General features: G+C 63.9%; 27 protein-coding genes. 8 read left to right on the forward strand and 19 right to left on the reverse strand.

Going from position 1 to position 26,104, the window contains the following annotated elements; genetic code table 11:
* Nucleotides 1-4: 4 nt before the first annotated feature.
* The 4 genes from K0P03_RS31490 (at nucleotide 5) to K0P03_RS31505 (ending at nucleotide 3,739) form a co-directional block, all read left to right on the forward strand.
* Nucleotides 5-1,213, forward strand: coding sequence for an MFS transporter (locus tag K0P03_RS31490; protein WP_272791698.1), 1,209 nt, complete (start codon nucleotides 5-7; stop codon nucleotides 1,211-1,213).
* 208 nt (nucleotides 1,214-1,421) lie between these two features.
* Entirely contained in the window at nucleotides 1,422-2,006 is a 585-nt protein-coding gene (locus K0P03_RS31495) for a DUF4956 domain-containing protein (RefSeq protein WP_023513651.1), read from the forward strand.
* Nucleotides 1,984-2,805 (forward strand): polyphosphate polymerase domain-containing protein, encoded by an 822-nt coding sequence (locus K0P03_RS31500; RefSeq protein ID WP_272791699.1) that lies wholly within the window; start codon nucleotides 1,984-1,986, stop codon nucleotides 2,803-2,805. The genes K0P03_RS31495 and K0P03_RS31500 overlap by 23 nt, the downstream gene beginning before the upstream one ends.
* Nucleotide 2,806: 1 nt before the next feature.
* Nucleotides 2,807-3,739, forward strand: a complete 933-nt coding sequence (locus K0P03_RS31505) for an esterase-like activity of phytase family protein (RefSeq protein ID WP_023513653.1) — start codon at nucleotides 2,807-2,809, stop codon at nucleotides 3,737-3,739.
* Between the two features lie 65 nt (nucleotides 3,740-3,804).
* On the opposite strand, the gene K0P03_RS31510 is transcribed toward K0P03_RS31505, so the two are convergent.
* The gene (locus tag K0P03_RS31510; RefSeq protein ID WP_023513654.1) at nucleotides 3,805-4,302 is read right to left on the reverse strand and encodes an RES family NAD+ phosphorylase; all 498 of its coding nucleotides are present in this window, start codon (nucleotides 4,300-4,302) and stop codon (nucleotides 3,805-3,807) included.
* Nucleotides 4,303-4,310: 8 nt separating this feature from the next.
* On the reverse strand, nucleotides 4,311-4,661 hold the full coding sequence (locus K0P03_RS31515) for an MbcA/ParS/Xre antitoxin family protein (protein ID WP_272791700.1): 351 nt from the start codon (nucleotides 4,659-4,661) through the stop codon (nucleotides 4,311-4,313).
* A gap of 327 nt (nucleotides 4,662-4,988) precedes the next feature.
* On the opposite strand from K0P03_RS31515, the gene K0P03_RS31520 reads away from it, so the two are divergent.
* The gene (locus K0P03_RS31520; protein ID WP_272791701.1) at nucleotides 4,989-6,002 is read left to right on the forward strand and encodes a zinc-binding alcohol dehydrogenase family protein; all 1,014 of its coding nucleotides are present in this window, start codon (nucleotides 4,989-4,991) and stop codon (nucleotides 6,000-6,002) included.
* Nucleotides 6,003-6,058: 56 nt separating this feature from the next.
* A complete protein-coding gene (locus K0P03_RS31525) occupies nucleotides 6,059-6,367 on the forward strand; it encodes a putative quinol monooxygenase (RefSeq protein WP_272791702.1) in 309 nt (102 codons plus the stop codon).
* 3 nt (nucleotides 6,368-6,370) lie between these two features.
* Here K0P03_RS31525 and K0P03_RS31530 read toward each other — a convergent pair whose 3' ends face one another.
* The 7 genes from K0P03_RS31530 to K0P03_RS31560 all read right to left on the reverse strand — a co-directional run bounded on the left by K0P03_RS31530 (nucleotide 6,371) and on the right by K0P03_RS31560 (nucleotide 13,766).
* Nucleotides 6,371-7,267, reverse strand: a complete 897-nt coding sequence (locus K0P03_RS31530; RefSeq protein ID WP_272791703.1) for a LysR family transcriptional regulator — start codon at nucleotides 7,265-7,267, stop codon at nucleotides 6,371-6,373.
* A 173-nt stretch (nucleotides 7,268-7,440) separates the two neighbouring features.
* Nucleotides 7,441-8,565 carry a substrate-binding domain-containing protein gene (locus K0P03_RS31535; RefSeq protein WP_272791704.1) on the reverse strand — a complete coding sequence of 375 codons (1,125 nt, stop codon included), beginning with the start codon at nucleotides 8,563-8,565 and terminating at the stop codon, nucleotides 7,441-7,443.
* Between the two features lie 61 nt (nucleotides 8,566-8,626).
* Nucleotides 8,627-9,619, reverse strand: a complete 993-nt coding sequence (locus K0P03_RS31540; RefSeq protein ID WP_272791705.1) for an ABC transporter permease — start codon at nucleotides 9,617-9,619, stop codon at nucleotides 8,627-8,629.
* A complete protein-coding gene (locus tag K0P03_RS31545) occupies nucleotides 9,616-10,596 on the reverse strand; it encodes an ABC transporter permease (RefSeq protein WP_272791706.1) in 981 nt (326 codons plus the stop codon). Before K0P03_RS31545 ends, K0P03_RS31540 begins: the two co-directional genes overlap by 4 nt.
* Nucleotides 10,593-12,107, reverse strand: coding sequence for a sugar ABC transporter ATP-binding protein (locus tag K0P03_RS31550; RefSeq protein WP_272791707.1), 1,515 nt, complete (start codon nucleotides 12,105-12,107; stop codon nucleotides 10,593-10,595). Before K0P03_RS31550 ends, K0P03_RS31545 begins: the two co-directional genes overlap by 4 nt.
* On the reverse strand, nucleotides 12,104-12,952 hold the full coding sequence (locus K0P03_RS31555; RefSeq protein WP_272791708.1) for a sugar phosphate isomerase/epimerase family protein: 849 nt from the start codon (nucleotides 12,950-12,952) through the stop codon (nucleotides 12,104-12,106). The genes K0P03_RS31550 and K0P03_RS31555 overlap by 4 nt, the downstream gene beginning before the upstream one ends.
* Nucleotides 12,953-12,959: 7 nt before the next feature.
* A complete protein-coding gene (locus tag K0P03_RS31560) occupies nucleotides 12,960-13,766 on the reverse strand; it encodes a sugar phosphate isomerase/epimerase family protein (protein ID WP_272791709.1) in 807 nt (268 codons plus the stop codon).
* Between the two features lie 219 nt (nucleotides 13,767-13,985).
* Between K0P03_RS31560 and K0P03_RS31565 the strand changes: the two genes are divergently transcribed.
* A complete protein-coding gene (locus tag K0P03_RS31565; RefSeq protein ID WP_272791710.1) occupies nucleotides 13,986-15,029 on the forward strand; it encodes an AraC family transcriptional regulator in 1,044 nt (347 codons plus the stop codon).
* Here K0P03_RS31565 and K0P03_RS31570 read toward each other — a convergent pair.
* From K0P03_RS31570 to K0P03_RS31610, 9 genes are all read right to left on the reverse strand, one after another.
* Nucleotides 15,016-15,783, reverse strand: coding sequence for an SDR family NAD(P)-dependent oxidoreductase (locus tag K0P03_RS31570; protein ID WP_272791711.1), 768 nt, complete (start codon nucleotides 15,781-15,783; stop codon nucleotides 15,016-15,018). The genes K0P03_RS31565 and K0P03_RS31570 overlap by 14 nt on opposite strands.
* Before the next feature lies 1 nt (nucleotide 15,784).
* Nucleotides 15,785-16,678 carry a hypothetical protein gene (locus K0P03_RS31575; protein WP_272791712.1) on the reverse strand — a complete coding sequence of 298 codons (894 nt, stop codon included), beginning with the start codon at nucleotides 16,676-16,678 and terminating at the stop codon, nucleotides 15,785-15,787.
* Nucleotides 16,675-17,583, reverse strand: a complete 909-nt coding sequence (locus K0P03_RS31580; RefSeq protein ID WP_272791713.1) for a dihydrodipicolinate synthase family protein — start codon at nucleotides 17,581-17,583, stop codon at nucleotides 16,675-16,677. Before K0P03_RS31580 ends, K0P03_RS31575 begins: the two co-directional genes overlap by 4 nt.
* Nucleotides 17,580-19,193, reverse strand: coding sequence for a GMC family oxidoreductase (locus K0P03_RS31585; protein WP_272791714.1), 1,614 nt, complete (start codon nucleotides 19,191-19,193; stop codon nucleotides 17,580-17,582). Before K0P03_RS31585 ends, K0P03_RS31580 begins: the two co-directional genes overlap by 4 nt.
* 1 nt (nucleotide 19,194) lies before the next feature.
* Nucleotides 19,195-20,343: a galactonate dehydratase gene (gene dgoD / locus K0P03_RS31590; RefSeq protein WP_272791715.1), complete on the reverse strand. Its 1,149-nt coding sequence runs from the start codon at nucleotides 20,341-20,343 to the stop codon at nucleotides 19,195-19,197.
* Nucleotides 20,340-21,404: an ABC transporter ATP-binding protein gene (locus K0P03_RS31595; protein ID WP_272791716.1), complete on the reverse strand. Its 1,065-nt coding sequence runs from the start codon at nucleotides 21,402-21,404 to the stop codon at nucleotides 20,340-20,342. The genes dgoD and K0P03_RS31595 overlap by 4 nt, the downstream gene beginning before the upstream one ends.
* Nucleotide 21,405: 1 nt before the next feature.
* Complete coding sequence (locus tag K0P03_RS31600) at nucleotides 21,406-22,224, reverse strand: carbohydrate ABC transporter permease (protein ID WP_272791717.1); 819 nt, start codon at nucleotides 22,222-22,224, stop codon at nucleotides 21,406-21,408.
* A 5-nt stretch (nucleotides 22,225-22,229) separates the two neighbouring features.
* Nucleotides 22,230-23,126, reverse strand: coding sequence for a carbohydrate ABC transporter permease (locus tag K0P03_RS31605; RefSeq protein WP_050745278.1), 897 nt, complete (start codon nucleotides 23,124-23,126; stop codon nucleotides 22,230-22,232).
* Nucleotides 23,127-23,187: 61 nt separating this feature from the next.
* Nucleotides 23,188-24,552, reverse strand: coding sequence for an ABC transporter substrate-binding protein (locus tag K0P03_RS31610; protein WP_272791719.1), 1,365 nt, complete (start codon nucleotides 24,550-24,552; stop codon nucleotides 23,188-23,190).
* 212 nt (nucleotides 24,553-24,764) lie between these two features.
* Here K0P03_RS31610 and K0P03_RS31615 point away from each other — a divergent pair, with 212 nt between their 5' ends.
* Nucleotides 24,765-25,493 carry a FadR/GntR family transcriptional regulator gene (locus K0P03_RS31615; RefSeq protein WP_050745280.1) on the forward strand — a complete coding sequence of 243 codons (729 nt, stop codon included), beginning with the start codon at nucleotides 24,765-24,767 and terminating at the stop codon, nucleotides 25,491-25,493.
* Between the two features lie 24 nt (nucleotides 25,494-25,517).
* Here the strand turns inward: K0P03_RS31615 and K0P03_RS31620 are convergent, their stop codons facing one another.
* Nucleotides 25,518-26,012 carry an Lrp/AsnC family transcriptional regulator gene (locus K0P03_RS31620; protein WP_272791720.1) on the reverse strand — a complete coding sequence of 165 codons (495 nt, stop codon included), beginning with the start codon at nucleotides 26,010-26,012 and terminating at the stop codon, nucleotides 25,518-25,520.
* Nucleotides 26,013-26,104 lie beyond the last annotated feature (92 nt).

Consider the following 26,104-nt stretch of genomic DNA (forward strand, 5'->3'; position numbering starts at 1 on the left):
TGAAATGCCGGACGATCCAATTGCAGTGAAACCGTCGTCTGGGGCGAGCCGGCTGCATTGCAGCCTGTTCTTCCTTTCGGCCGGGATCGGCATCGGCGCATGGGCATCCAGCCTTCCGCTGCTTGCAGCCGGTGTGGGGCTCGACAAGGGGCAGCTCGGGCTGGTCCTTCTGTGCTTCGCTTTCGGCGCCATCGTGCTGATGATCAACATCGGCCGCTATATCGACCGGGTGATCGGCAGCCGGATGCTGAGCCTGTGCGGCAGCCTGTTGTTCGGTGCTTCCTTTCTCGTCATACCGTTGATCGACAGCCCGGTCGTTCTCGGCGCCGTCGTTTTTTTCGCCGGGGCGGCGTTCGGTACACTCGACGTGGCGATGAACACGGAAGCGTCTCAGGCGGAGCGGGAAACCGGGCGGCACATGATGTCGTCGTTCCATGCCCTATTCAGCATCGGCAATCTTGCGGGCGCATTTCTGGTCGGGCAGTTGATCAGCCATGGCGGCAACCTGCAAATCTGCCTCGGGGCCTCCGGCGTGCTCGTCATGCTCCTCGCCCTGTCCGCCCGGATGGTGGCGGCGAAACCCGGCCATGAAGCCCGAGGCCTCCGTTCCGAAACCTTCCCGGCCGGGGCTGCCGTGCTCGACGCTCGACAGCGAACCCTCATCCTGCTGCTCGGCAGCATCGCTTTCCTGGCGCTCCTGGCGGAAGGTGGCATGATGGATTGGACCGCGATCTACATGATCGACATCCTTGGCGCATCGGACAGCCACGGGGCCTATGCCTTCGCCCTCTTCGCCGCGGCCATGGCGGGTGGGCGGCTCGTCGGGGACGCGGTGAGCCGGCGCGTGGGCCATGTGGCCGTGATCAGGGCCGGCGGCCTTCTTTGCGCCCTGTCGGTCGCCGTTCTGCTGCTTGCGAACAACCTCGTTCTCTGCCTTGCCGCCCTTGCCCTCTGCGGTCTCGGGGTCGCGAACATGGTGCCCGCCGTGTTCGCCCGTGCGGGGAGTGTGGGGGGCGACGCGGCCGGCAAGGCGATCTCCATCGTTACCACCATGGGTTATAGCGGCCTGCTGCTCGGTCCGGCCCTGCTCGGCTTTCTTGCCCAGGCGACGAGCCTTGTCGCCAGCTTCGGCCTGATCATGCTGGCCTTCCTCGTCATCGCGGCGGTCTCGATCCGGCTGGGTATCCGTCTGAAGCAGCATGGGACACATTGACGGAAGGCCGTTCCTTTTTACCCGGCTCAGAATTTTTCATCGATGCTGGAATAGAGTTCGACCGCCTCCGTTCTTCCTGAGGTCACCGCCATCGCGGCGGAAAATTCAGGAGGTGGAACATGTTGATCCCTATTCAACCGGCATGCCCTTGGGGCTTGCCGTCAGGGCCGTTTGCGCCCGCTCGCGGCGTCAGCCAGGGGAGGTCGAGATGACTCCCCAGATGTTGCAGACCTTCTTCGTGATGGAATTCATGCGTTTCGGCATCGATCTTGCCGGCATGTCCATCCTGATGTTCGGCATGTACTACCGGCGCTACCGCGACAAGGAACTCGTCACGGCGGCGGCGCTCTTCAACATCTTCGTCTTCGCGGTCCTCACCGTGCTTTCCGTCGTCGATTTCGGCGTTGCGGCCGGCTTCGGGTTGTTTGCGATCCTGGCGCTTTTCACGCTGCGCTCCGAACCGCTCAGCAAGACCGAGATGACCTATTTCTTCGGCAGCGTCGCCATCGCGGTCATTTCGTCCGTGCAGGGAACGACGATCCCCTTTGCGGCCGTCACCGTGCTGTTCGTGCTGGTCGGCGCCTATGTCATCGACCATCCGAAGATGCTCCAGTCGGTCAGCGGCACGAAGATCTCGCTCGACAAGATCCACCATGCGCTTCTGGCGGACCCGGCGGCCATGCGGGCGGAGCTCTCCCGGCGGCTTGGCGTCGACGTGCTGTCCTATCAGGTCCTTCAACTCGACTACATAACCGAAATGGCGAAGCTCAATGTCTATTATCGCAAACACTGACACCTGGCTGGAGCACGGCTTCCAGCCGATCAGCCTGGCTGCGCTGAATGGCAAGGCGGCAATGCTTGAGCGGCTGGACAACAAATATGTCGTCGACGCCACCGTGCTGAAACACGCCGCCGCCGCCCTGGCGGACGCCTTCGATATGCTGGAAATCGACGGTCTGCGGGCCTTTACCTATGAGACCTGCTATTTCGACGATGCCGGTCGGCGCAGCTATTTCGACCATCACCAGGGCCGGCGCCAGCGTGCCAAGGTGCGGCTGCGCCGCTACGCCGAGGCCGGCCTCTGCTTCCTCGAAGTGAAGCTGAAGGACAAGCGCGGCATCACCGTCAAGAAGCGGCTCAACCGGGATCCGGAAACCTTCGGCATGCTCGACGACACCGCGCTCGCCTATATTGACGACGTGTACCGGGCCCAGTACGGCCAGCCCTTTCCCCACACGCTGACCCGTGTGATCGACATGCGCTACCGGCGCATGACGCTGGTCGCCAAGCAGGGCGGGGAGCGCATGACCATCGATTGCGGCCTGCAGTTCTACACGCCGGATGCACGGCATGCGGTCGATGAGAGCCTGTTCATCCTCGAGACGAAATCGGCCAATGGCAACGGCGTTGCCGATGGCATTCTCAGGGCGCTGCACCAGCACCCGACCAAACGATGCTCGAAATACTGCGTCGGCACGGCGCTGCTCAATCCCGGTACGCGGCACAACAAGTTCCTGCCGGCATTGCGCAAGCTTGGCCGCCTTCCCGGGTCCGATGTCCTGCACCGGCTAAACAATGATAGGAGTGAGTGAGATGATCCAGAAAATCCTGAATGCGCTGCTTCTTTGCGGCTCCGTCCTTATGCCGGCGTCCATCGCCTTCGCGCAACCGGCATCGTTTGCCCTGACCGTGCTCGACGGCCGGGGGGTGGCCGCTACGGGTCCTGATGGTCGTACGATCAGCGAATTGTCCGGGCTTGCCTGGGATGCTGACGACAAATTGCTTTATGCGGTTTCGGACGATGGTGTGCTGCATCACTTCCGATTGCAGATCGAAGGTGACAAGATCACAGGCATGGAACCGGTGTTCTCCGTGCGGCTCGCCACCGGGACGACGCCTGCCCTCGTCAATGCCGAGGGGCTGGCCGTCATCAATGGCGACAACGGCACGCCCTCCGATGGCGAGCTCCTCATCGCCTTCGAGGACGGCCCCGCCATCCATCGCTTCAAGCCGGACGGTACGGCAATCGCCGCCGTGCCGCTGCCGGAAGCGCTGTCGGATGCCGCACAGTACAATGAACCGAACAGCCGGCTGGAAGCGGTGGCTGTCCTGCAGGACGGCGGCATCGTGACCGCCCCGGAGGAGGCGATGCAGGGCCAACCGGGTGACAGCCATACGATCTATGGTCTTGACGGCGGGCGCTGGACGTTCGCGACCTTCCAGCCGAAGCGCAGCAACCTGAAGGCCATCGAGACCATGCCGGGCGGCGAGCTTCTGGTGCTCGAACGCACCCGCGAGACCAAGGGCGGGCCGAGTGTCGGGCGCCTGCGTGTCGTCGATCCCAAGGGGTGTGCCGATGAGGCCTGCACGGCAATCGATCTTAGCGCGGGGTCAAGCACGCTGCTCAACGACAATTTCGAAGGTCTGGCCCGCCTCTCAGACACGCTCTACCTGGCCGTAACCGACAAGACGAAGAAGGAGACGCCAGCGACGCAGGTCGTTCTCTTCTCGCTTACACGGCCGTAGTCCGTTCCGACACGGTGTGCGTCCCGTCGGCAGGCAACGTCGTTGCCTGCCGATCGCTTTGCGGGTTATCGCGACAGGCGGTTCTCGTCATCGATCAGGGCGAGGCGGCTGGGCAGGACATCGCCCCACGTCCACAGGACGAGATTGAGGTCGTCATCCACGGCGGCCGGCGCAAAACTCTTCACGAGCAGCCCGTGATAGCCCGCGGCCGAAAGCCGACGGGCGAAGTCCTGTGTCCGGGAGATTCCGGAAGTGCGCATCTGGTCGCGCCAGGTCGGATCGGCGAGGGCCCTTGCGTCCATGCCCTCCGCACGCATGGCTTCCGGATCGCGGCAGTCGAAAATCCGGGCGATATCGGCATCATAGGAAACGAGGGTGGTCGGCTGCAGATTGCCGACCTGGTTCGCCTCCCGCAATGCGGTGAGGATCGACAGCGATGTGTAGAGCGCGGGCGTGCCCTTTGGATTGAACCGGCCGCCATAGAGCTCGGCGCCACGCCCGGACAACGGCTCGCGGGCATAGACCGGGTTCAGTGCCCGGTATAGTTTTCCCTGGTAGTGCATCTGCTGGACTATGCGTGGATGCCGGCATCGACGGCGTCGATGTAGTCGAGCACGTCGTCCGCGCGCCCGCTTCGAACCAGATGCATGGCCGTCTGGCCGGAAAAGCCGGGAAGCGGCTCGGAGCGATACCAGGCATAGGCCATCAGCGCCGAGCCGAAACGAGGCTCGACCTTGTTGACGATCTCGATCATCTCGCGCAGGCGCCGCTGCGTCTTGTCAGAGCGGACACGGTCCTTGCGCTGGACGGCATCCTTTCCAAGCCCGGCCGTGCGCGCGATCTCTTCGCTCGTCGTGCGCAGAGCATCGGCGATCTTGCGCGGCACGAAAAGCCCGCCGTCGGCATATTGGGCAAGGCCCATGGCGATTTCCTTCCGAACTTGCCGTTTATAATGACGCAATATAGCGTCATATATCGCGGCTTTCAATGGCCGAAACCGAAAAGGCGAGGTGACCACGCTCACCGCAGGATGGACCTGCCTGCAAGGACCATTCGATCAAATGCCGTTCTGGATGAATGTAGCAGGGCAGACTGCGGAAAATCCGAATTATCAATTTTATAACCGGGCAATTATCGGCCAAGGGTGCGCGACATATCTTCTCCCTGTTCATACCGGCGGCAAGACGATCTCGCCGGGTATCTACCCGGCAAGCCCTGCTTTCCGCCCCGCATATTCAGGAGTTTCAAGATGCGAGCCATCGGCTACGAAAATCCGCAACCCATCGACGCCCCAACGGCCCTTATCGACATTGACCTACCGCGCCCGGCGCCTACGGGACGCGACATCCTCGTCGAGGTGAAGGCAGTGTCCGTCAATCCGGTCGACACCAAGATTCGCGCTTCGGCGAAGGCCGACCCCGGTCAGTGGAAAGTGCTGGGCTGGGATGCGGCCGGTATCGTCACCGCCGTCGGTCCACAGGCAAGCCTGTTCAAAGCCGGTGACGCGGTCTTCTATGCCGGGGCCATCAACCGTTCCGGTACCAATGCCGAATATCATCTGGTCGACGAACGCATCGTCGGAAGGAAGCCGGCGTCGCTCGACTTTCCTGCCGCTGCCGCTCTGCCCCTCACGGCGATCACCGCCTGGGAAATGCTGTTCGACAGGCTGGACGTGACCCGGCCCGTTGCCGGTGCGGCAAACGCCATCCTCATCATCGGCGGTGCCGGCGGTGTCGGTTCCATTGCCATCCAGATCGCCCGGGCATTGACGGATCTTACGGTCATCGCCACCGCCTCTCGGCCGGAAACGCAGGATTGGGTAAAGGCGCTCGGCGCCCACCATGTCATCGATCATCGCAAGCCGCTTGCTGCGCAGGTGGAAAGCCTCGGTATCGGCCAGCCGGCCTTCGTCTTCTCCACGACCAACACCGATGATCATATCGCTGACATTGTGGAGCTGATTGCGCCGCAAGGCCGCTTCGGTTTGATCGACGACCCGAAGGTGCTGAACGCCCTGCCGCTGAAGCGCAAGTCGATCTCGCTGCACTGGGAGCTGATGTTCACCCGCTCGCTGTTTTCCACCGCCGATATCGAAAAGCAGCATGCGCTGCTGAACCGGGTCGGTGACCTGGTGGATGCCGGCAAGATCAAGACGACCCTCAACGAGAACTTCGGCACCATCAACGCGGAAAACCTCAAGCGTGCCCATGCGCTCATCGAATCCGGCAAGGCCAAGGGCAAGATTGTGCTTGCCGGTTTCTGAGACGACAAGCGCGGGTCACCGATGGCGATCCGCGCCTCGAAGGGAAAGAGGATCCGATGACGACACAACCCGAAAAACTGATTTCCATCGCCGTCCTGAAGGCGAAAGCCGGTAAACGCGAGGCGCTGCGACAGGGGCTGCTCACTCTTATCGAGCCGACCCGTGCCGAGCCCGGCAATCTCGATTATGTGCTCTTCGAGCTGCGCGACGAACCGGGCACCTTCTACATGCGCGAGGCCTTCGTTAGTCAGGCCGCGCTCACTGCGCATCTCGAAACAGCCTACTTCCAGGCTTTCGCTCAGATGATCGATGATCTCCTGGAGGAACCCCTGCGTCTGATCTTCCTCGACCAGGTCTCCTCCTGAGACTCAGGCGCCGCGGCCCTTGGAAAGGGTCGCGGCGATGCGGTCGATGAGCATGCGCACGCGCCGTGGCTGTACGGCGCTCGGCGGATAGACGATCTGCAATGCCGTGCCGCCAGCGGAAAAATCTTCAAGCAGTTCCACCAGGGCGCCGGTGGCGAGGTCGTTGGCAACGTCCCGGATCGATTTCAGGGCGATGCCCCTTCCCTCCCGGCACCATTGCCGTACCAGTCCGCCATCGTTCACGACACGCTGCCCGTGTACGGTGACCTTGCGCATCACGCCGTCGATGAGGAATGGCCAGTCCCGGTCGATATTCTGTCCGAAACGCATGACGATGCAGTCGTGCGCAGCAAGCTCGTCCGGATGGACGGGCGTGCCATGGGCGGCCAGGTAGGCCGGCGCCGCACAGACGACACGGCGGTTCTCTCCGAGCGACTTCGCCCTGAGGCTGCTGTCAGCCAGCACGCCGTGCCGGATGGCGAAATCCATGCCCTGCCCGACGATATCGACATTGCCGTCCGTCAGGTTGAGATCGACGGTGACGGCGGGATGTTCGGCCAGGAAGGCGTCGATGACCGGCACGAGCAGACGGCGGCCGAGATCTTCCGGCGCACTGAGCCGGACCGGCCCGGAGATGACATTTGCGCCGCGTCGCACGCGGCTTTCCAACTCCTCCGCCTCCGCCAGCAGCCGCCGCGCGCCTTCGACAAGGGCCCTGCCCTCCTCCGTCAGGCTGATCGCCCGTGTCGTGCGGGTCAGAAGCGCCGCGCCGTAGTAGGCCTCCAGCGATGCCAGGCGCTCCGAGACGGTGGCAGGTGACAGGCCGACCTCGCGGCCCGCGACCGCAAGGCCGCCCTTCTCGACGATGCGCAGAAAGAGGGAAAGGTTTTCTAACAGCATTGCTCGCTTTTCCCGAATGATGGTGCCGGGAGCGAAGCAATTATCAGGCCTGTCCGCAAGGGATGCCCTGCTGTTTCCGCCTCACAAAGACGCGCCGGATACGATACCCGGCGCGTTTCCGCCGTGGTGTTCGGCGGGCGGGTCCGCATGCGTTCGCGGCCCCGCCCCTTCTCTTACTGGCCGCCCCAGGCAGCCGGATAGTCGGGCAGTTTCTCGCAGCCGCACATGGCATGATGCAGCGGCGGCATCTTGTCGTTGACATACTGGTCGAGGGTCTCGGCCGTGATCGCCGGCTGCGGCATCACCCATTCCGGGCCCGGCACCGCCTCACCCTTGAGGATCTTCACTGCAGCGATAATCGGCGTGCGCCACTGATAGGTGGGATAGGTCGGGGCGATCGCCTTGAAGCCTTCCTGCTTCCACTTCACCAGAAAGTCCTGCTGATCCTCGCCGGTGATGAGCGGCAGTGGCAGGCCGGAATCCTCGAAGGCCTCCAGCGCCGCGACGGCCGTCGCACCGGCATCCATCCAGATAGCATCGATCGCTCCACGCTGCAGGTAGTCCTCGACGATCGACTTGGTCTTGGCATTGTCGCCTTCGGTGAATTCCTCGCCGATGACCGTCAGCCCTTTCTCCTTGAAGACGCGTTTTGCCGCCGAGGCCCGGGTCTCGAGCACGTCGACACCGGGCACGATGCGCAGCATCAGCACGTTGGCGCCGGCCGCGGCATTGGCCGCCAAGAATTCGCCAGCCTGGATGCCGAAGCCATAGCCGCCGACCGGATGGATGAAGGTTACCGGGCAGCGGGTGTTGACACCGCGGTCGAAGACGATGACCGGCAGCGTGGCACAGGCCTTCTCGACGGCCGGGGTCAGGGCCGCGGTGGTGTTCGGCGAAACGATCAGCACCGAGCACTTGCCGCCGTTGATCAAGTCGTCGATGTCGGAGATCTGCTTGTCGTCGGAGCCCTCGGCGTCGACATGGATGAGCTCCTTGATCTCGGGATGCAGCTTCACCTCGGCCTGCATGTTGGTCCAGCCCGTCACGCGCCAGGCATTGTTCACGCCGGCATTGGAGAAGCAGATCGTGTAGGGGCCCTCCTTCTTGTACTGCGTGGTGTCGACCATCTGGTCACTGTAATATTGCGCCCACGGCTCTCCCTCGGGGCCATTGGCCTTGGCCGTCAGCAGGGCGCGCTGTTTGTCGAACTCGGCGGGGTCGTCGAAGTTCAACTGTTGGGCCTGTGCCGTGCTGGCGATAAGGGTCGCCGAAAGGGCGGCTGTCAGCAGTCTTTTCATGTCTCACTCCCATTTGATCATGATGTTCAGGTTCCTCCCGGCGGCCTTGCGGCCGGCGAAATCAGGTCCCGCCGGCGCGGTTGCGCCGGTAGGTGGCAAGCACGACGGCGACGATCAGGATCACGCCCTGCACCACGTCGCGCATCGGCTTCGGCAAGCCGATGAAATTGAGCAGCGTGAAGATGGCCGCCAGTGTCAGCGCGCCGGCAATCGAGGCCGGCACCGAGCCGCGCCCGCCAAGAAGCTGCGCCCCGCCGATGACGCAGGCGGTGATCGCCTGCAATTCGTAGCCGACGCCGACATCGGTCGAGACACCGGCGAAACCGCCCAGCAGGATGCCGGCCGTCACCGCGCTCAGCGACGAGACGACGAAGGCGATGATCCGGACCCGTTCCAATGGAACACCCGACATCTGCGCTGCCCGCGGGTTGTCGCCGATCGCGTGCAGCATGCGGCCGAGGCTGGTGCGGTGCATGAGCCAGAACAGGCAGAGCCCGAAGGCCAGCAACACAAGCAGAGCGATGGGCAGGAACTGGATGAGCGGAATGCCCTGGATGTTGGTGCGCCCGAAGAAGCGGAACGTTTCCGGCAGATACCCGCGCGGTGAACCGCTCGACCACATGAAGGCCGCCCCGTTCAGCGTGATCATCATGCCGAGCGTCGCGATCAGCGAGGGCACCCGCAGAAAGCTGACGACGAGGCCGTTCACCACGCCGACGGCAAGTCCGATGGCGTACATGACCGGGATGACCCACCAGGTCGCATCGGCATTGTTGTTGAGCAGCATGGACGAACCGACCACGGTCAGCGTGATCAGCGAACCGACGGAGAGGTCGAAGCCGCCGGAAACAATGACGTAGATCTGCCCTGCGGCGAGGATGGCGAGCGGGGCCGCGCGCTTCAGGAAGTTCATGTAGCCTGTAGGCTCGACGAAATTCGGGTTCGACAGCGTGATGGCGACGATGAGCGCCGCGAGCACGAAGAAGACGGGATTGATCTTCGGCAGGCGTGCGCCGCCACCTGTCCTTGCCGGGCCGGCGGTATCCTGGATCATGCCACTATCCTCTTGGAGCGCACGGCGTAGAAGGCGACGGCCGCAACGATGATGATGCCGCGCATGACCTGCTTGGCGAAGGCGTCGACCCCGGCGAGATTGAAGATGGAGTCGATCAGCGAGAAGACGATGACGCCGGCAATGGTGCCCCAGATCCCGCCCTTGCCGCCGGAGAGGATTGTTCCGCCGATAACGACGACCGCAATCGACTCGAGGTCGTAGGCGCCCTCCGTGCCGATCCAGGGCGAACCGGACTTGAGGCGGCTGGCGAGATAGAGGCCGGCCAGGGAAGCGCAGAGACTGCAGATGATGTGGCTGGCCATCACCACCCGGGTCGTCTTGATTCCGGCGGCGCGTGCCGTATCCCGGTTGCCGCCGACCGAATAGATGTTGGAACCGAAGCGGGTGAACCGCAGCATCGCCCAAGCCGCAACGACGAGAAGCGCCAGCACGAGCAGGCCGACCGGCAGGCCGAGCACCGTGCCATAGGCGAAAATCTGGAATGCATCCGGTACGGAGCCGCCGAAGCGCCCATGGAAGGAGGCAAGGCAGCCTTGGATGATGAGCGCCATGCCAAGCGTGGCGATCAGCGGGTTGACCTCCAGCCGGGTGATCAGCAGCCCGTTCAGCGTGCCGACCAGCACGCCCATTGCGAGAACGGCGAGGACGGCCGGCAGCATCATGGCCGGATCGCCGTTCATGATGGCCGAGGCGACGACGGCCGAGGCGGAGATCAGGTGCGCCACTGACAGGTCGATCGAGCCGACGAGGATGGCGAAGGTCTGGCCAACGGCGGTGATGCCGAGTGCGATGGATCGATTGAGGATCGCAATGCCGGCCTCGGGCGTCAGGAAACGCGTCAGGCCGAGGCCGAGCGCGATCGCGACATAGACGAGAAGCGCCACGCCCAGCAGCAGCGCCGGGGCGTACCGTTCCATGCGCCAGGCCGGGCGCTTTGTGACGCTTGCCGTGCTCATGCCGCCACCGCCTCTTCGCCTGTTGCGGCGAGCATGACATCGGCTTCCGTCACCCCGCGGGCAAAGCCGGCAACGAGTTCGCCGGCGCGCATGACGAGAATGCGGTCGGCAACGCCCAACACTTCCGGTAGGTCGGACGAGACCATCATGATCGCCGCCCCCTTGCGGGCGAGGTTTCGCATGAGATGGTAGATGCCGGCCTTTGCGTTGACGTCGATGCCGCGTGTCGGCTCGATGAAGATCAACAGTCGGGGCGCGAGTGCCAGCCAGCGTGCCACGATGGCCTTCTGCTGGTTGCCGCCGGAGAGCGCCTTGATGTCCTGGGAAAGGCTGCCGGCACGCACGTCGAGATCGCGCATCAGTGTTTCCATCGCCCCGGTGGAGACGAACGGCGTCGCATCGGCATTGCCGGCGAGGCCGGAAAGCGCGCGTGCCGTCAGCATGCCGTTGTCGGTAACCGACTGCATCAGGAGGAGCGCTTCGGCCTTGCGGTCGCCGGGCAGAAGGCCGATGCCGGCGCGGATCGCATCGCGCGGATTTGTGAAGCGGGCCGGCTTTCCGGCAAACACGACTTCGCCCTCGGCAAAGGGGGCAAGGCCGAAGATCGCCTGGGCGAGTGCCACCCGCCCTGCCCCTTGCAGACCGGCAAAGCCGACAATCTCGCCGGCGCGTAGCGCGAAGGAGATGTTTTTCAGCCGATCATTCCCGGCATTGCGTACGGAGAGCACGATGTCGCCGATTTCCTCCGGCCTTGCCGGCTCCGCATAGAAGTCGCCGATATCGCGGCCGACCATGGTGCGTACGATCGTGTCGGGTTCCGGTACATGGTCGAAGCTCGCCGCCGTCTCGCCGTCCTTGAGCACGGTCACGCGATCGGCAAGCCGGGTGATCTCGCGCATGCGATGGGTGATGTAGATGATTGCGACGCCGCGGTGCTTCAGCGTATCGACGAGATCGAACAGCACCTCGCATTCGGCCTCGTTGAGCGCTGCGGTCGGCTCGTCCATCACGATGACCCGCGCTTCGAGCGACACGGCCTTGGCGATCTCGACGAGTTGCTGGCTCGCAACATCGAGATCGGCCACGACCGTGTCCGGCTCGATGCGGTGTGCCGAGCCGAACAGCGCCAGCACGCGCCGCGCCTCCTCGTTCATCGCCCTGATGTCGATGAAGCCACGACGGGTCGGCTCCCGGCCGAGGAAGATGTTCTGCGCGACGGTGCGTTCCGGAAGCAGGGAGAATTCCTGATAGATGACGGCGATGCCCGCGCGGATGGCTTCCAGCGGATGGAGGAAATGCCGTTCCTCGCCCGCCACGACGACAGCGCCGTCATCCGGCCGGTAGAGGCCGGAGAGGATCTTCATCAATGTCGACTTGCCGGCACCGTTTTCGCCGGCAAGGGCATGGACCTCGCCGGAACGGGCGAGGAAACTGACGCCTTTCAGCGCCTTCACGCCGGGAAAGCTCTTGGTGATGCCGCGCATCTCGATGGCAGGGACGTTCTGGTTCATGCTGCTGCCCATGTCTTGCGGATGAACGTTGCGCTTTCGCTGAAAAGCGTCTCGAAGTCGGGAAACAGCGGCCGCCAGACGCGGGTCGCCGTCGCGATGGCTGGCAGACCCGCGCCGAATGCCTCCAGGGTCAGCCAGCCGTCATACCCGATCTCCTTCAACACCCTGAACATAGCGGGAAAGTCTATGTGCCCGCGCCCGGGGATACCACGGTCGTTCTCCGATACATGGAAGACGCCGATGTCGCGACCGATCAGACGGATCGCCGCCTCCGGCCGGCTTTCCTCCACATTGGCGTGAAAGGTGTCGTACATGATCCTGAAGGCGGGATGCCCGACCCGATCGACGTAGGCGTGCGCCTGCTCCATCGTGTTGAGATAGTAGGTTTCGAAGCGGTTCAGCGGCTCGAGGCTGAGATGCATGCCGTGGGCTGCTGCCCGCTCGGCCAGCGCGCGGTGCGCGTCCGCCCCGTATTTCAACTCGTCTTCGCTGGGGCCGCTCCCGGTGAAGACGCCGATCGGCGCGTGGAACGGGCCGCCCATGCTTTCGGCGCCGAGCGCGATGGCGCAATCCAGCGCCCAGTCGAGATGGGTGAGGCCGCGCGCCCGTATTTCGGCATCGGGGCTGACGGGGTTGGCCTCCGGCGTCGGCACGATCGATGTGGTCGACCGGCCAATGCCCAGGGCATCCAGTTCCCGGCCGAGACGTTCGTAATGTGCGACGTTGCCCTTCAGGACGGGGATTTCGACGCCGTCATAGCCGAGATCCCGCAAGCGTCTGATGCTTGCTAGGTGCCTGTCCTCGACGAAATCGGTCAGGCAAAGGAGATTGATGCCAAGTTTCATGAGATGCTCAATGCAGTGTGATGCGGAGGTCGCGGCAGGTTACGCGAATCCAGGACAGTGATTTTTCGATCATCGACCCCGCCGCCCCCTCGCATTCGAGACTGAGGACGCCGGCATATCCATGATCCCGCAACTGGGCGAGGCAGGCCCTGATATTGTCGGCATTGACCCCGTCGCCGAGCGCGCAATGGCTGACCGCGATGCCCGTCTGCCCGCCGCGCGCGGCTGCCGCCAACGATTGCGACACATCCTTCACATGAACGTGGCTGACTTTGTCGATGAAGAGCGGCAGGAACTCCGCCGGCTCCTGGCCGGCGATGAAGGTGTTGCCGGTATCCAGGTTCATGCGCAGCCATGGGGAATCCACGAAGGAAAGCATGCGCGCCATGAATTCGGGACGTGTCGTGAAATGGCCGTGCGGTTCGATGTTGACGACGATCTCGTGCGCTTCGGCGACCTCGATGATCGTCTCGTAGCTGCGCTTCATGAGCGCCATCGCTTCCTCTTCGGTAAGCCCGGGCGGCATATGCAGGCCATCGGTCGTGTCGACGCAGGGACTGCCGGCTTGAGCGGCCCAGGCGATCGATTTCAGTACATAGGGCACGCCCCGGAGCGGGCCGTCCGCGCCGGAGAGCGGATAAGCGGCATCGACCTGGGAGAAGCGCACATCATACCGTTCCATCTTCCGGCGCAGCAGAACCGGGTCCTCATAGAGGGCGACATGGGGCTGGTAGCCGAGGCCGTGGATCCAGCTCACGCCATCGATCAGGCCGCACTCGATGAAGTGCACATCATTGTCGCTCGCCCACTGCAAGCATTTTTCGAACGACCAATAGGCCGAGTTGAATGCGTCCGTGTGGAACCCTATCCGCACTGGCCTGTCCTCCCGATTCTTCCTCCATGCCATTGAGTTTCAATGGCAAATCACCAGCGCCTCCGTTTAACGCTTGATGATGGCGCAGCATTGCGCAATAAATCGCTTCCGGCGTTCGAAATGGACGACTGGTAAATTTTAAACATACCGAGGGAAGCCATGAGCAAGGCCAGCAACGAACGGGCCGTCAATCGGCCGGCAGTTTTCCGCGAGCCGGGCGCCCTGCTCTATGCCGGAAATTGCCAGGACCTGATGAAGGCCTCGCTTGCCGGGCAGGTCGCGCTCAATGCCTGGACGCGCCGCGGTTACCCCGGAACCGATCTTGGCAAGGCGCTGCCGCAGGTCTGTTCGGTCGGTGGCTGGGACGCGCCGACGCCGCAGGACTGGGGGCTGCGCGAGCATTGCAACGAGGGCGTCAAGATCGCCTATCTCGCGCGCGGCTCGCTTGCGATAACGATGGATGGCCGCAAGACGGTGATCAACGAAGGGCAGATGTTCGTGGTGCGGCCGTGGCAGCTCCATGCGCTCGGCGACCCGACCATTGGTGCCAGCCACATCATCTGGGTGCTGATGGATATGGGTGTGCGTCGGCCGCACGAGACCTGGCTCTGGCCTGACTGGATCGGCTGGCCGGAGCGGGACCGCAAGCGGCTGAGCGAGCTCCTGTCGAAAAACGAGCAGATCTCCTACCTTGCGTCACGCGAGGTTGCCCGCACCTTCCTGGATATCCATGACGTGGTCGCCGGGGGTGATATCGAGGGCGGCGAGGCGCGACTGCGCCTGCTGATCTCGATGATGTTGCTGCAGTTCCGCCAGATGCTGGAGAACGAGGCGCCCGTGCTCGATCTTGCGCTTGCAAGCTCCAAGCGTACGGTGGAGATTTTCCTGAAGCGGCTTCGGCATGCGCTGGAGGAGGACTGGACGCTGGAGAACATGGCAGCGGAGTGCAACCTCTCGCGCACCCAGTTCACCCAGCACTGCCAGGTGCTGACCAACATGACGCCGGTGCGCTACCTGCAGATGCTGCGGCTCAATGCTGCCCGGCAGCTCCTGGAGAGCGGCCAGCAATCCGTCACCAATGTTGCCTATGACTGCGGCTTTTCCTCCAGCCAGTATTTCGCCACCTGCTATAAGAAGCGCTTCGGCTTCTCCCCGATGGAGACGCCGCGCCAGCAGGGTGCAATGGCAACTAGCCGGTGGTGACGACACCGCCGTCGATGACAAGGGCCTGACCGGTCATCATGCGGCTCGCCGAGGAAGAGAGGAACAGGCAGCCGCCAACAATATCCTCCGGCGCCAGCGTGTCCTTGAGGCACTGCCGGTCGAGATGGGCCGAAAGCGCCTCGGGGGTGACCCATTTCTCCTTCTGCTTTTCGGTCAGCACCCAGCCCGGCGCGATCGCGTTGACGCGGATCCGGTCCGGCCCGAACTCCCGGGCGAGTGCCCGCGTCATGCCGTTGATGCCGGAATTTGCAGTCACATAGATGGGATAGCCGGCGTTGCCCATCATGTAGCTGATCGAGGTGAAATTCACGATGGCGCCGCCGTTCATCGCCTTCATGCCCGGAAGCACGGCCCGGCAGGCGAAGAAATAGGCCTTCAGGTTGATGGCCATCGCCTGTTCCCAGAAAATCTCGTCGACCGCGAGCGTATCGTGCCGCTGATCGTTGGCGGCATTGTTGACGAGGACGGTGATCCGGCCGTGAACCTGTGCGGCGGCAGCCATCGCCTGTTCCAGGGAGGCGAGATCGCTGATGTCGGCCGGCAGGAACAGAGGGCGCCGACCGGTCTTCTGCTCCATCGCGGCGCAGAAGGCGGTGGCGTCGGAGCGCTGGCAGAAGGCGACCCGCGCGCCCTGCCGGAGGAAGCCCTCGGTGAGGGCGGCGCCGATGCCCGAGCCGCCGCCGGTGATGAAGACGGACGCACCTTCGAGGTCCGGATAGATCGTCTCTGACATGTCAGCTCTCCCTTGCCGCTTCGATGCTGATGGATAGGCTCCATTCCCGCGTTTCGCCCGGCTGGAGCCAAACGGCCTTGCCGCCGGCGACCGCATCGGCAAGGCTCTCCATCGGTGCCGTGGTGGGGGCGAGGGAAATCTGGCTGACGGGCGCCTCGGCAGGCCAGCCGCCATAATCCAGCCAGAGGCCGAGATGCCCGGTAGCCTCCGCATTCCAGCGCAGAGTGAAGGTTCCGCGATCTCCGACGATACGCGCCTCGGCCAGCCCTTCCACGGAGGCAAAGAATTTTGCGGCGAAACGGGTTTTCAGGGGATGGATCCGGTCAAGGGCTGGCAGGCCATCCCGGCCCGGGTCCGGGAAGGTGACAGGGCCCTTCGCAAGAAGGTGCCCGTTGTGGCTGAGGAAGGCCGCGTCCAGGGCTTCGATACCCGGCAAGCGGAGCCTGTCGCCCTCTTCCGGTGCGATGAGAAGATGCTGGGACCACAGATAGGGCATCGCAAGCGAACCTTCGTTCGAGGTGCGATAGACGAGGGTGAGGCGATTGCCATCGAGCGTCAGGGTACGCTGGAAACTGAGCGGGCCGGCCCGGCCGGTTGTCGTGATGCTTTCGTCCGTCGCTTCCATGTCGACCTGGCGGCCCCAGAATTCGCCGTGGTCGCGAAGCGTCATCGGCCAGGCGCTCACCTCGCATGCCGCGGCGGAGGGAAAACATTCGTCCCAGCCGCGTGCCTGTTCGACGCCAAAGGTCGCATCCTGGGCGGGCGAGCCGACTGCAGGCCCCGGAACCAGCCAGTTGCGGCCGGTCGTAAGATCGGTGAGTTCGTTTACCCGTCCGCCGAAATCAGGCTCGAGGCGCAGGCGAAGGGTTCCATTGTCGAGGACGATGCCGCTCATGGCCGCTCCTGTTGCAGACGGGAAAGGGTTTCGGACCATTGCCGGGCGATCGACAGTCCGACGGGCTGGACGGGCAGGCACGGGGCTCGGTCGTGGATCGCGATACCGGCATTTTCGCCGAAGATGCGCTTGCCGTAGGTGATGAGATGTTCGAGCGACTGCATGACGAAGGTGGCGGCGGGAAGCGCTGCGGCATAGAGCGCCTCGGCCTCCACGTGGCGGTCCGCCTGCCACAGGTCGAAGATACGGGCCGCGACCGGTGCGATGTCGGGCGCGAGCACGAAACCGCGGCAACCGATGCGAAGGGCATCGGTCATTTCCAGCCCGCCCCGCCCGCCGACGACCGCAAGGCTGTCGCCCGCCACGTCGATGATGCGGGCCAAGCCGAGCGCCGCGTCCTCGGCTTTCACGGCGGCAAGCTTGGGAGCCCGTTGCTTCAGGCGGACGAGGTCTTCGCCGGAAAGGGCGCGGCCGAGATATTGCGGTGCGTTTTGCACGGCGACGGGCAGCGTGGTCGATGTCGCGACACGGGCGAAAAAGTCGAGATAGACATCCGCGCCATAGCTGCCGACCATCGGCGGCTGGAGGATGAGCCAGTCAGCTCCGGCCGCTGCTGCGCAGGCTGCAAGCTCCACCTGCTCGCCCACCGAATTGCCGGCGATGGTCACCGAAAACGGCAACCGGCCCGCATTGGCGCGTGCTGTCGTTTCGACCAGTGCGCAGCGTTCGGCGAAGGTGAGCTTGAGCACCTCGGTCGCCAGTCCCAGCACGGTGATGCCGTGGCAACCGGTCTCGACGCAGTACTCGATCTGCGCCTTCATCGCACCGTGATCGAGCGCCTCTTGCGCGTCGAACAGGGCAAAGAGCACGGCGTAGACGCCGTCGTGAATGTTGGTTCTTGTCATGCTGCACCCATCATGATGTCAACGCCGCGATCTGCGACCGCCATGGCGGGCGCGTTGGTGTTTCCGCTGGTAATGCGGGGCATCATGGAAACGTCGAAGACGCGCAGGCCCTCGATGCCCTTGACGCGCAGGTCCGGCGTCAGCACGGCGAGCGGATCGTCCTCGGCTCCCATGCGGGCGGTGCCGCAGGGGTGGTAATTGGTCTTGACCGTGCGCTTGCAATGGGCAAGCAGCTCGGCATCGGAGCGGAAGGCCTCACCGGGGAAAATCTCACCCTTGATCACCTTCGCCATCGGCCCGGTTTTCAGCACCTCGCGGGCAAAGCGCAGGCCGGCGATCTCGTGGCGGATATCGTCCTCATGGCCGAGATAATTGGAGTTGATCATCGGCAGGGCTGCCGGATCGGCCGAGCGAAGGCGCACCGTGCCGCGCGCCTTCGGCTGCAGCAGGCAGGAGTTGAGCGTGACGCCGTCCGTGGGCGCGACACCCATGACGTCGCGGTCGAGATAGACGGTCGGGACGCAGTAGAACTGGATCATCGGCTCGCCCGCGGGGTCGAGCGGATTGATGAAGGCGCAGGTCTCGCAGCCGTTCGTCGAAACGGGGCCGGAGCCGAACAGCATGTATTGCAGGCCATTGCGGAGCATGCGCAGGCCGCGGTCCTCGCCGTAATAGCCGAGCTTTTCATGGGTGGCAGCGACCAGCGGAACCTCGTGGTGGTCCATCAGGTTCTCGCCGACGCCGGCAAGGTCCGCCTCGATGGCGATGCCGTGCCGGCGCAGGTCGCGTGCCGGGCCGATGCCCGAAAGCATCAGGATTTTCGGCGTGCCGAAGGCGCCGGCTGTGAGGATGACCTCGTTTGCCGCATGGAGCTTGCGGATCTGGCGGCCTTCGGCGATTTCGACGCCCACCGCCCTGCCGCCTTCGATGAGGAGACGCAGGACGCGCACGCCAGTCATGACGGTCAGTTTCGGATTGGTGGCCACGGGCTCGATGAAGGCCTCGACCGCCCCGCAGCGGCGGGCGCCGCCGATCGTCGTCTGCATGTAGCCGACGCCGGCCTGCGTGCCGTCGTTGAAATCGTTGCGCAGCGGCAGCCCCATCTCCTGTAGCGTCTTGACAAAGACATGGGAGATTTCGGCGATATGGCGCGGGTTGGAGACTTTCAGCGGCCCGTCCGTCCCATGCGCAGGGCCGGCGAGCGACTGGTTGCCTTCCTGCCGGCGGTAGTGTGGCAGGATATCGTCCCAACTCCAGCTGATGCAGTTGGGGCCGGCCTCCGTCATGTGGTTCCATTCGTCGTAGTCGGACCGCCGGCCACGCATGTAGACCATGGCGTTGACGGTCGAGCCGCCGCCGAGCACGCGGCCCTGCGGCAGGTCGTGCGACCGGCCGTCGAGCTGCGGTTGCGGTTCCGTCTTGTGTAAGGTCAGGTATTTGCTGCCCTTCAGCATCTTCACGAAGCCGGCCGGCATGCGCAGCAGCGGATGGCGGTTCGACGGCCCTTCCTCGATGAGTGCGACGCGGGCGCCATGTTCGCCAACCAGTTTTGCCGCGGTTACGCAGCCGGAGGAGCCGCCGCCGACGATGATGTAGTCGAAGTCCGTCATCTCACCATTCCGCAATCGAGCCGTCCGCATGGCGCCAGACCGGCGCCCGCCAGACGTGACCTTCCACGGCGCGGGCGCGCACCAAGTCCTCGTCCACGTCGATGCCGAGACCGGGACCCATCGGGATCGGCAGGAAGCCGGCTTCGATCTTGAAGCGGCTTTCCGGCTTCAGGTAGTCGTTGAGGTCGCCGCCCTTGTTGTAGTGGATGCCGAGGGATTGCTCCTGGATGACGGCGTTGTAGCAGATCGCATCGACCTGGAGGCTGGCGGCCAGCGCGATTGGCCCGAGCGGGCAATGGGGTGCCATGGCGATGTCGTAGCTTTCCGCCATATGGCCGATACGCACCATTTCGGAGATGCCGCCGACATGGGCCGTATCCGGATTGATGATGCCGGCCGCGCGCTTTTCGAAGACGGCGCGGAAATCGTAGCGGCTGTGCAGGCGCTCACCGATGACGAGGGGAATGGACGTGGTGCGCGCAAGGTCCGCCATGTGGTCGACCTGAGCCGAGACCACCGCATCCTCGATGAACATCGGCCGGAGCGGCTCGATTTCCTTCAGCAGGATTTTTGCCATAGGCGCATGCAGGCGGCCGTGGAAGTCGAAGGCGAGATCCATGCGGGTGCCGACCGCATCGCGCAGTTCGCCGAGCTTGGCGACGATCCGGTCGATCTTGGCATAGCTGTCGAGGAACTGGACCTCCTCGGTCGCATTCAGCTTGCACGCGTCATAACCGGCCTCGATAAGCGCTGTCGCATCGGCGACGAGATTGTCGGGCCGGTCGCCGCCGATCCAGCGATAGGTGCGAACCTTGTCGCGCACCTTGCCGCCCATCAGCGCATGCACCGGCTGGCCGAAGGCCTTGCCCTTGATGTCCCACAGCGCCATGTCGACGCCCGACATGGCGCTCATCAGGACGGGGCCGCCGCGGTAGCAGCCGTTGCGGTAGATCATCTGCCAGGTGTCTTCGATCAGCAGTGGATCGCGGCCAATGAGAAGGGTTTCCAACTCGCGTATCTTTGCCGCCAGCGTTTCCGCATGACCCTCGAGCACCGGTTCGCCCCAACCGGAAATGCCCTCGTCCGTGGTAACCTTGAGGAACAGCCAGCGCGGGGCGACGACGAAGGTTTCGAGTTTGGTGATTTTCATTGGGAAGTCCTCAGCCGGGCGCCGGATGCGCTGTCGAAGTAACGGATGCCATTGGGGGAGAGCCGGAGGTGGACGGTGGCGCCGATCTCCGGACGGAAGTGCTTGTCGGCCTTGAGCACCAGCCGGCCCTTGCCGTGGTCGGCGACGACAAGCGTCGCATCGCCCGTCGGCTCCACGGAATAGACGGTGACCGTGAGGTCACCCGCCTCGCCCTCGGTGGCGACCGTGATGTCCTCGGCGCGAATGCCGAGCTGGGCTTCTTTCGCGTCGGCTATGCCCGCCGCCGCGATGCTGGCCTTGCCGGAGCGGAAGGCACCGCCCTGGATGTCGCCGGGAATGAAGTTCATCGGCGGCGAGCCGAGGAAGCCGGCGACGAACAGGTTGTCGGGATCGTCGTAGATCTGGTCCGGCGTGCCGATCTGGCGGATTTCGCCGGCCTCCATGATGATCACGCGGTCGGCCAGCGTCATAGCCTCGATCTGGTCGTGGGTGACGTAGATGGTCGTGATGCCGGTCTCGCGCTGGATGTGCTTGATCTCGGCCCGCATCGCGCCGCGCAGCTTGGCGTCGAGGTTCGACAGCGGCTCGTCCATCAGGAAGACATCCGGCGAGCGCACGAGCGCACGGGCGAGTGCTACGCGTTGGCGCTGGCCGCCCGAGAGGTTCTTCGGCAGCCGGTTCGCATAGGGTGCAAGGCCCACTTTCTCCAGTGCGGCAAGGGCGGTCTTTTCCCGCTCGGCCTTAGCCATGCCGCGGGCGCGCAGCGGATAGGCGACATTGTCCAGCACTTTCATATGCGGATAGAGCGCGTAGTTCTGGAACACCATCGCCATGTTGCGTTCGCGCGGCAGGCGGTTGGTGATGTCGGCGCCGTCCTTCAGCACAGTGCCGGTGGAGGCGGTCTCCAGCCCGGCGATGATGCGCATGGTTGTTGTCTTGCCGCAGCCTGAGGGGCCGAGCAGGACGAGGAACTCGCCGTGGGGGATATGGAGATCGATGGGCTTCAGTGCGGTCAGCGCACCCCAGCTCTTGGTGATGGATTGAAGCGTGATTTCGGTCATGTCAGCGATAGGCCCCCATGGTCAGGCCACGGATGAGGTGGCGCTGGAAGACAAGGATGAAGAGGATGATGGGGATGATGAGCAGGCTGGCGGAAGCCGAAAGCTCTGCCCAGGCGATCGTCTGGTAGCCGATGAAGCCATAGAGGCCGACCGGCACGGTGCGCACCGCCGAATCCCCCAGCACCAGTGCGAAGAGGAACTCGTTCCACGAGAGGAGGAAGATCAGGATGCCGACCGAGATGAGTCCGGGCATGGCGAGCGGCAGGGTGATACGGGTGAAAACCTGGAAATGGTTGTCGCCGTCTAGGCTTGCCGCCTCCTCGATCTCGCGGGGCAGTTCGGAGAAGAAGCCGCGCAGCAGCCAGACCACGATCGACAGGTTGAGCGTGACATGGGCGAGGATCAGACCCAGATGCGTATCGAGCAGACCGAGTTGGTAGTAGAGCACGAAGAACGGGATCAGCATGGCGACGGGCGGCGTCATGCGCGAGGAGAGCAGCCAGAAGCCGAAATCGCCGCGCCCGCGGAAGGAGTATCGCGCGAGGATGTAGGCAGCCGGTGCGCCAAGCGCGAGCGTCAGCAGGCTGGAGCCGGCGGCGGCGATCGTCGAAGAGGCGAAATAGGCCCAGATGTCCGGGTTGCCGATGACCTTGGCGAAATTGGCGAAGGTCGGCTCGAACAGGAAGAGCGGTGGTCGAGCCATGGCCTGGATCGGCGTCTTCAGCGCGGTCATGAAGATCCAGTAGAGCGGAAAGATGCACCAGATCGCGAAGACGTAGAGGATCAGCCGGCGCAGCCAGACGGAGGTGAACAGCTTCATGGCGCTTAATCCTTCAGGTCGAACAGGCCGAGCCGGCGAAGGAAAACCTGGCCTGCCACAAGGGTGAAGACGAGCATGACGATGGCCAGTGCCGAGGCGTAGCCCATCGACAGGAACTCGATGCCGTATTTGTAGGCGAGCAGGTTCAGCGTGCGCGTGGCGACGCCCGGCCCGCCGCCGGTCAGGACAAAGATGATGTCGAAGGTCTTGAAGGCGTCGATCAGCCGGAACAGAAGGGCGAGGGCGAGATAGGGCTTCAGCCGCGGCAGGGTGACGAGGAAGAAGGTGCGGAACGGGCCGGCGCCGTCCATCTGGCTCGCCTCTTCCGGCTCCGGCGGCAGCGCTGCCATGCCGCCCATCACGATGAGCAGGATAAAAGGCGTCCATTGCCAGACGTCGACGAGGATGAGTGACAGGAGCGCAGTCTCGGGCGCAGCCGTCCAGGCGCTGGGAGAAACGCCCATCAGGCCGAGCATGTAGTTCAACACACCCTGCGTGGGGTTGAACATCAGCCGGAAGGTGAAGGTGGCGGCAATCGGGGTGATCGCCATCGGCAGGAGATAGATGACGCGCAGCCACGACGCCTGCCGGACCTCGTGATGCAAAAGGGCAGCGATGCCGACGCCCAGCACCGTCTCGATGCCGACCGCGACGATGGTGAAGATCGCCGTTATGCGTGCGGCATCCCAGAAGTCGGCGGAAGAGAGCAGGTCGGAATAGTTCTTGAGGCCGACCCAGTTGATCGTGTCCGGCGCGGTCAGCGAATAATCGGTGAAGGAGAGATAGACGCTGACGAGGAAGGGGACGAGCGTCAGCGACAGCATGAGGATCGTCGCCGGCGCAAGCATCCACAGGATGAAGCTGCGCTCGGCGCGTTGGATTGTGGTCTGGCGGAGGGGCACGGGCCTGCCTTTCTGATCGGGAGCCCCCCGACCGAAACGCTCGGGGGGCTTGAAATCCGTGTCAGCCCTTGAGGGCAGCATTGATCTTCGTCGTGGCCGCGGTCAGCGCGGCCCTGGCGTCGGCCTGGCCGGTGACGACCTGGTTGATCGCCACGGCGAAGGGGTCGAGGATCTCGCTGGATTTCTTGTGGAACCAGGCCGCCTTGAAGATTTTGGCGTCACCGGAATTGAGGTTGAGGAGGGCGGCTGCCGATGCCTCGGCACCGAAGCGCTTCTGGAACGCCTCGCTCTTCCAGGCGGAATTGCGCACGGTGGCGAGCCCGCCGGCCGCACTCATCAGGCAACCCGGTTTGGAGTTGAGGAAGCTGAGGAGCAGGAACGCCGCCTTCTTCTTCTTCGAATAGGCGTTGATGCCGGCCTGCCAGGCCCAGATGTTCGGCTTGATGGGGTGTTCGCCGGCACGCGGCAAAGCAGCATAGACCGCATCGCCCGCCACCAGGCTCTTTTCCGGATTGGAAATGTCGGTGGCGAAGTTCGAGCTGTCGCAGCCGAGCGCCGCGGCGCCGCTGGAAAAGTCGTTCAGGGCTTCGTACCAGTGATAATTGCCGACGCCGATCGGTCCCGCCTCGCGCAACAGGCGGCCATACATCTCGACGCCGGCAATTGCCGCATCGCTGTCGAGCACGCAGCGCCCTTCCCCGTCGATGATCTCGCCGCCATAGGAGAAGACGAAGCCGCCGCAGGTCCAGGGACCGGCGGAGCTGTCGGACTTCGCGCGCATCGCGATACCCGCTACGGTGTCGGTCTTCAGCTTCAGTGCCGTAGCGAGAAGGTCGTCCATCGTCGCGGGAACGGCAAGGCCGGCTTCGCCGAGCATCGCCTTGTTGGCAAACAGCGTCTGCGCCTCGGCGGTGATCGACATCGAATAGTTCTGCCCGTCTGTCTGGGCGGGGAAGTCGCGTGCCATGGCGAAGATGTCGTCCTGATCGTACCAGGCGGCATCGAACAGTGCCTTGTCAGCATAATAGGCGTCGAGCGGCTCAGCCCAGCCGGCGGAGACGAACTGGCCGAGCGCGTGGATCATCATCACGTCGGGCTCGGCCGACTTGGCGCCGAGCTTGATTGGCATCTGTGAGGTGTATTCCGTCTCGGACTGGGTGTTCAGCTTGACGGAAATGCCGGTCAGCTCTGTGAAGAGTGGCAGCAGGGGCTCGATCGCCGCGCTCCACGGATGCGTCATCGCCTCGATCGTCAGGCTCTCGCCCTTGAAGGCCATCCAGTCGACATCGGCGCCGGCAAAACCTGCGCGCGCTTCTTCTGCCGTCTGCGCGAAGCTCAGCCGCGGCGCGACGGTCAGCCCGAAGGCCGCCGCCGCGGCGCCAGTCATCAGTTGGCGCCGGCTCAGGCGTATCTCTCTGTTCATCATGCTCTCCTCCTCTTCAGATCCGGTGTGGCCGCGACGTTTGGATCCCATAGGGCTGGGATCGGGCTCCTCCGGCCTCGCTCACGATGGCGCGAACATATCGATACTATTGTTTGTGTCAAGTGTAGTACTATTGGATTTTGTGTGCGACTGTTTGCGCGTCGGGGTCATTTCCGCTATGCCAGCGGGAACAAGAGACGGCGGGGGGGCAAGGTTTGACGCAGCAGCACGAGATGGAGACGCCGGACGCAGCATCGGTCAGCGTCCACGAGACGATCGTCACCACCATGGGAAAACGTATCGTTTCCGGGCACTACAAGCCGGGTGCGGTGATCGGCAGCGAGACCGATATCGGCCAGACCTTCAGCGCCTCGCGTACCGCGACGCGTGAAGCCCTGAAAATCCTGAGCTCAAAGGGCCTGATCGAAGGCAAACCCAAGATCGGCGTCGTCGTACGGTCCACCGAACGGTGGAACATGATGGATTCTCTGGTGCTCGACTGGGCGCTGCAGGATGCAAACCAGGCGGAAAAGGCGATCTCGGACCTCTATGCTCTGCGCATGGCGATCGAGCCGAAGGCGGCGCGTATGGCGGCGCGCAACCACGATCAGGCCAATGAAGCGACGGTCCGGCGCGCGCTGCGCGGCATGGCGACCTATCTCGACGAGAACGACCGGGTCGAGCAGGATGTCGCCTTCCACATCGCCATCCTGCGCGCGTCGGGAAATCGCCTCTTCTTCTCGCTCGGCGAGCTGATTTCGGTCGGCCTGCGCCACCTCTTCCACGCAGGCCTACGGGCCACGAGCGAGGAGGATGACCGCTGGATCCGGCGCCACAAGCGGGTTGCGGACGCGGTCTTCGCGCGCGATGAGGCCTCGGCGGAGGCGGAGATGGTCGCGCTGCTGACGGAGGCGCAGCAGACCCACGAGATCATCCCGTCCTGAGCCGGACGGAGGAGTCCTCGCCGCTCAGGGCCGTCCCTTGAGATGGTCGGTCGGAAGCGCCGTCGTATACTTGATCTGACTGAGCGCGAAACTCGAGCGGATATTGGCGACACCAGGGATGAGCGTGAGGAAGTCGACGACGAGGGCCTGGAATTTCATCAGGTCCTCGACCACCACGCGAAGCATGTAGTCCGCCTCCCCGGTCATCAGGTAGCATTCGACGATTTCCGGCTTGGTGCGGATGGCGGCGTTGAAGACGTCGAGCGATTCCCGGTCCTGTTGCTTCAGCGAAACCTGCACGAAGACATTGACCGCCAGCCCCAGCGCCTGTGCATCGACCAGCGCGACCGAACCCTTGATGACGCCGTTTTCCTTGAGGTCGTTGACCCGCCGCCAACAAGGGGAGGCCGACAGGCCCGTTGCCTCCGCCAGTTCCGAAACGCTCATTTCGGCATTCTGCTGCAGGAGATCGAGGATGCGGATGGAGGCCGCATCGAGGCCTGGTTTGGAAATCGGCATGACTGACCGCAAAAAGAGGAGTTATCGGAATTCTGTTTCGCAATTTCGTGATTGCCGGTCAACTGCGGTCAGTTTTCCCGTTTGTGCCGGTG

The sequence above is a fragment of the Shinella sp. HY16 genome (genome assembly GCF_028534175.1).
Taxonomy (GTDB): Bacteria; Pseudomonadota; Alphaproteobacteria; order Rhizobiales; family Rhizobiaceae; genus Shinella.

Bases quoted from the DNA above. Each gene is read 5' to 3' on its own strand.
- K0P03_RS31495 (WP_023513651.1), top strand. From the start codon at position 1,422: ATGACTCCCCAGATGTTGCAGACCTTCTTCGTGATGGAATTCATGCGT.
- K0P03_RS31510 (WP_023513654.1), bottom strand. From the start codon at position 4,302: ATGCACTACCAGGGAAAACTATACCGGGCACTGAACCCGGTCTATGCC.
- K0P03_RS31535 (WP_272791704.1), bottom strand. From the start codon at position 8,565: ATGAAAAGACTGCTGACAGCCGCCCTTTCGGCGACCCTTATCGCCAGC.
- K0P03_RS31595 (WP_272791716.1), bottom strand. From the start codon at position 21,404: ATGACCGAAATCACGCTTCAATCCATCACCAAGAGCTGGGGTGCGCTG.
- K0P03_RS31600 (WP_272791717.1), bottom strand. From the start codon at position 22,224: ATGAAGCTGTTCACCTCCGTCTGGCTGCGCCGGCTGATCCTCTACGTC.
- K0P03_RS31585 (WP_272791714.1), bottom strand. From the start codon at position 19,193: ATGACGGACTTCGACTACATCATCGTCGGCGGCGGCTCCTCCGGCTGC.
- K0P03_RS31565 (WP_272791710.1), top strand. From the start codon at position 13,986: ATGAGCAAGGCCAGCAACGAACGGGCCGTCAATCGGCCGGCAGTTTTC.
- K0P03_RS31575 (WP_272791712.1), bottom strand. From the start codon at position 16,678: ATGAGCGGCATCGTCCTCGACAATGGAACCCTTCGCCTGCGCCTCGAG.
- K0P03_RS31515 (WP_272791700.1), bottom strand. From the start codon at position 4,661: ATGGGCCTTGCCCAATATGCCGACGGCGGGCTTTTCGTGCCGCGCAAG.
- K0P03_RS31525 (WP_272791702.1), top strand. From the start codon at position 6,059: ATGACGACACAACCCGAAAAACTGATTTCCATCGCCGTCCTGAAGGCG.
- K0P03_RS31550 (WP_272791707.1), bottom strand. From the start codon at position 12,107: ATGAACCAGAACGTCCCTGCCATCGAGATGCGCGGCATCACCAAGAGC.
- K0P03_RS31620 (WP_272791720.1), bottom strand. From the start codon at position 26,012: ATGCCGATTTCCAAACCAGGCCTCGATGCGGCCTCCATCCGCATCCTC.
- K0P03_RS31500 (WP_272791699.1), top strand. From the start codon at position 1,984: ATGTCTATTATCGCAAACACTGACACCTGGCTGGAGCACGGCTTCCAG.
- K0P03_RS31580 (WP_272791713.1), bottom strand. From the start codon at position 17,583: ATGACAAGAACCAACATTCACGACGGCGTCTACGCCGTGCTCTTTGCC.
- K0P03_RS31545 (WP_272791706.1), bottom strand. From the start codon at position 10,596: ATGAGCACGGCAAGCGTCACAAAGCGCCCGGCCTGGCGCATGGAACGG.
- K0P03_RS31520 (WP_272791701.1), top strand. From the start codon at position 4,989: ATGCGAGCCATCGGCTACGAAAATCCGCAACCCATCGACGCCCCAACG.
- K0P03_RS31555 (WP_272791708.1), bottom strand. From the start codon at position 12,952: ATGAAACTTGGCATCAATCTCCTTTGCCTGACCGATTTCGTCGAGGAC.
- K0P03_RS31530 (WP_272791703.1), bottom strand. From the start codon at position 7,267: ATGCTGTTAGAAAACCTTTCCCTCTTTCTGCGCATCGTCGAGAAGGGC.
- K0P03_RS31610 (WP_272791719.1), bottom strand. From the start codon at position 24,552: ATGATGAACAGAGAGATACGCCTGAGCCGGCGCCAACTGATGACTGGC.
- K0P03_RS31490 (WP_272791698.1), top strand. From the start codon at position 5: ATGCCGGACGATCCAATTGCAGTGAAACCGTCGTCTGGGGCGAGCCGG.
- K0P03_RS31540 (WP_272791705.1), bottom strand. From the start codon at position 9,619: ATGATCCAGGATACCGCCGGCCCGGCAAGGACAGGTGGCGGCGCACGC.
- K0P03_RS31505 (WP_023513653.1), top strand. From the start codon at position 2,807: ATGATCCAGAAAATCCTGAATGCGCTGCTTCTTTGCGGCTCCGTCCTT.
- dgoD (WP_272791715.1), bottom strand. From the start codon at position 20,343: ATGAAAATCACCAAACTCGAAACCTTCGTCGTCGCCCCGCGCTGGCTG.
- K0P03_RS31570 (WP_272791711.1), bottom strand. From the start codon at position 15,783: ATGTCAGAGACGATCTATCCGGACCTCGAAGGTGCGTCCGTCTTCATC.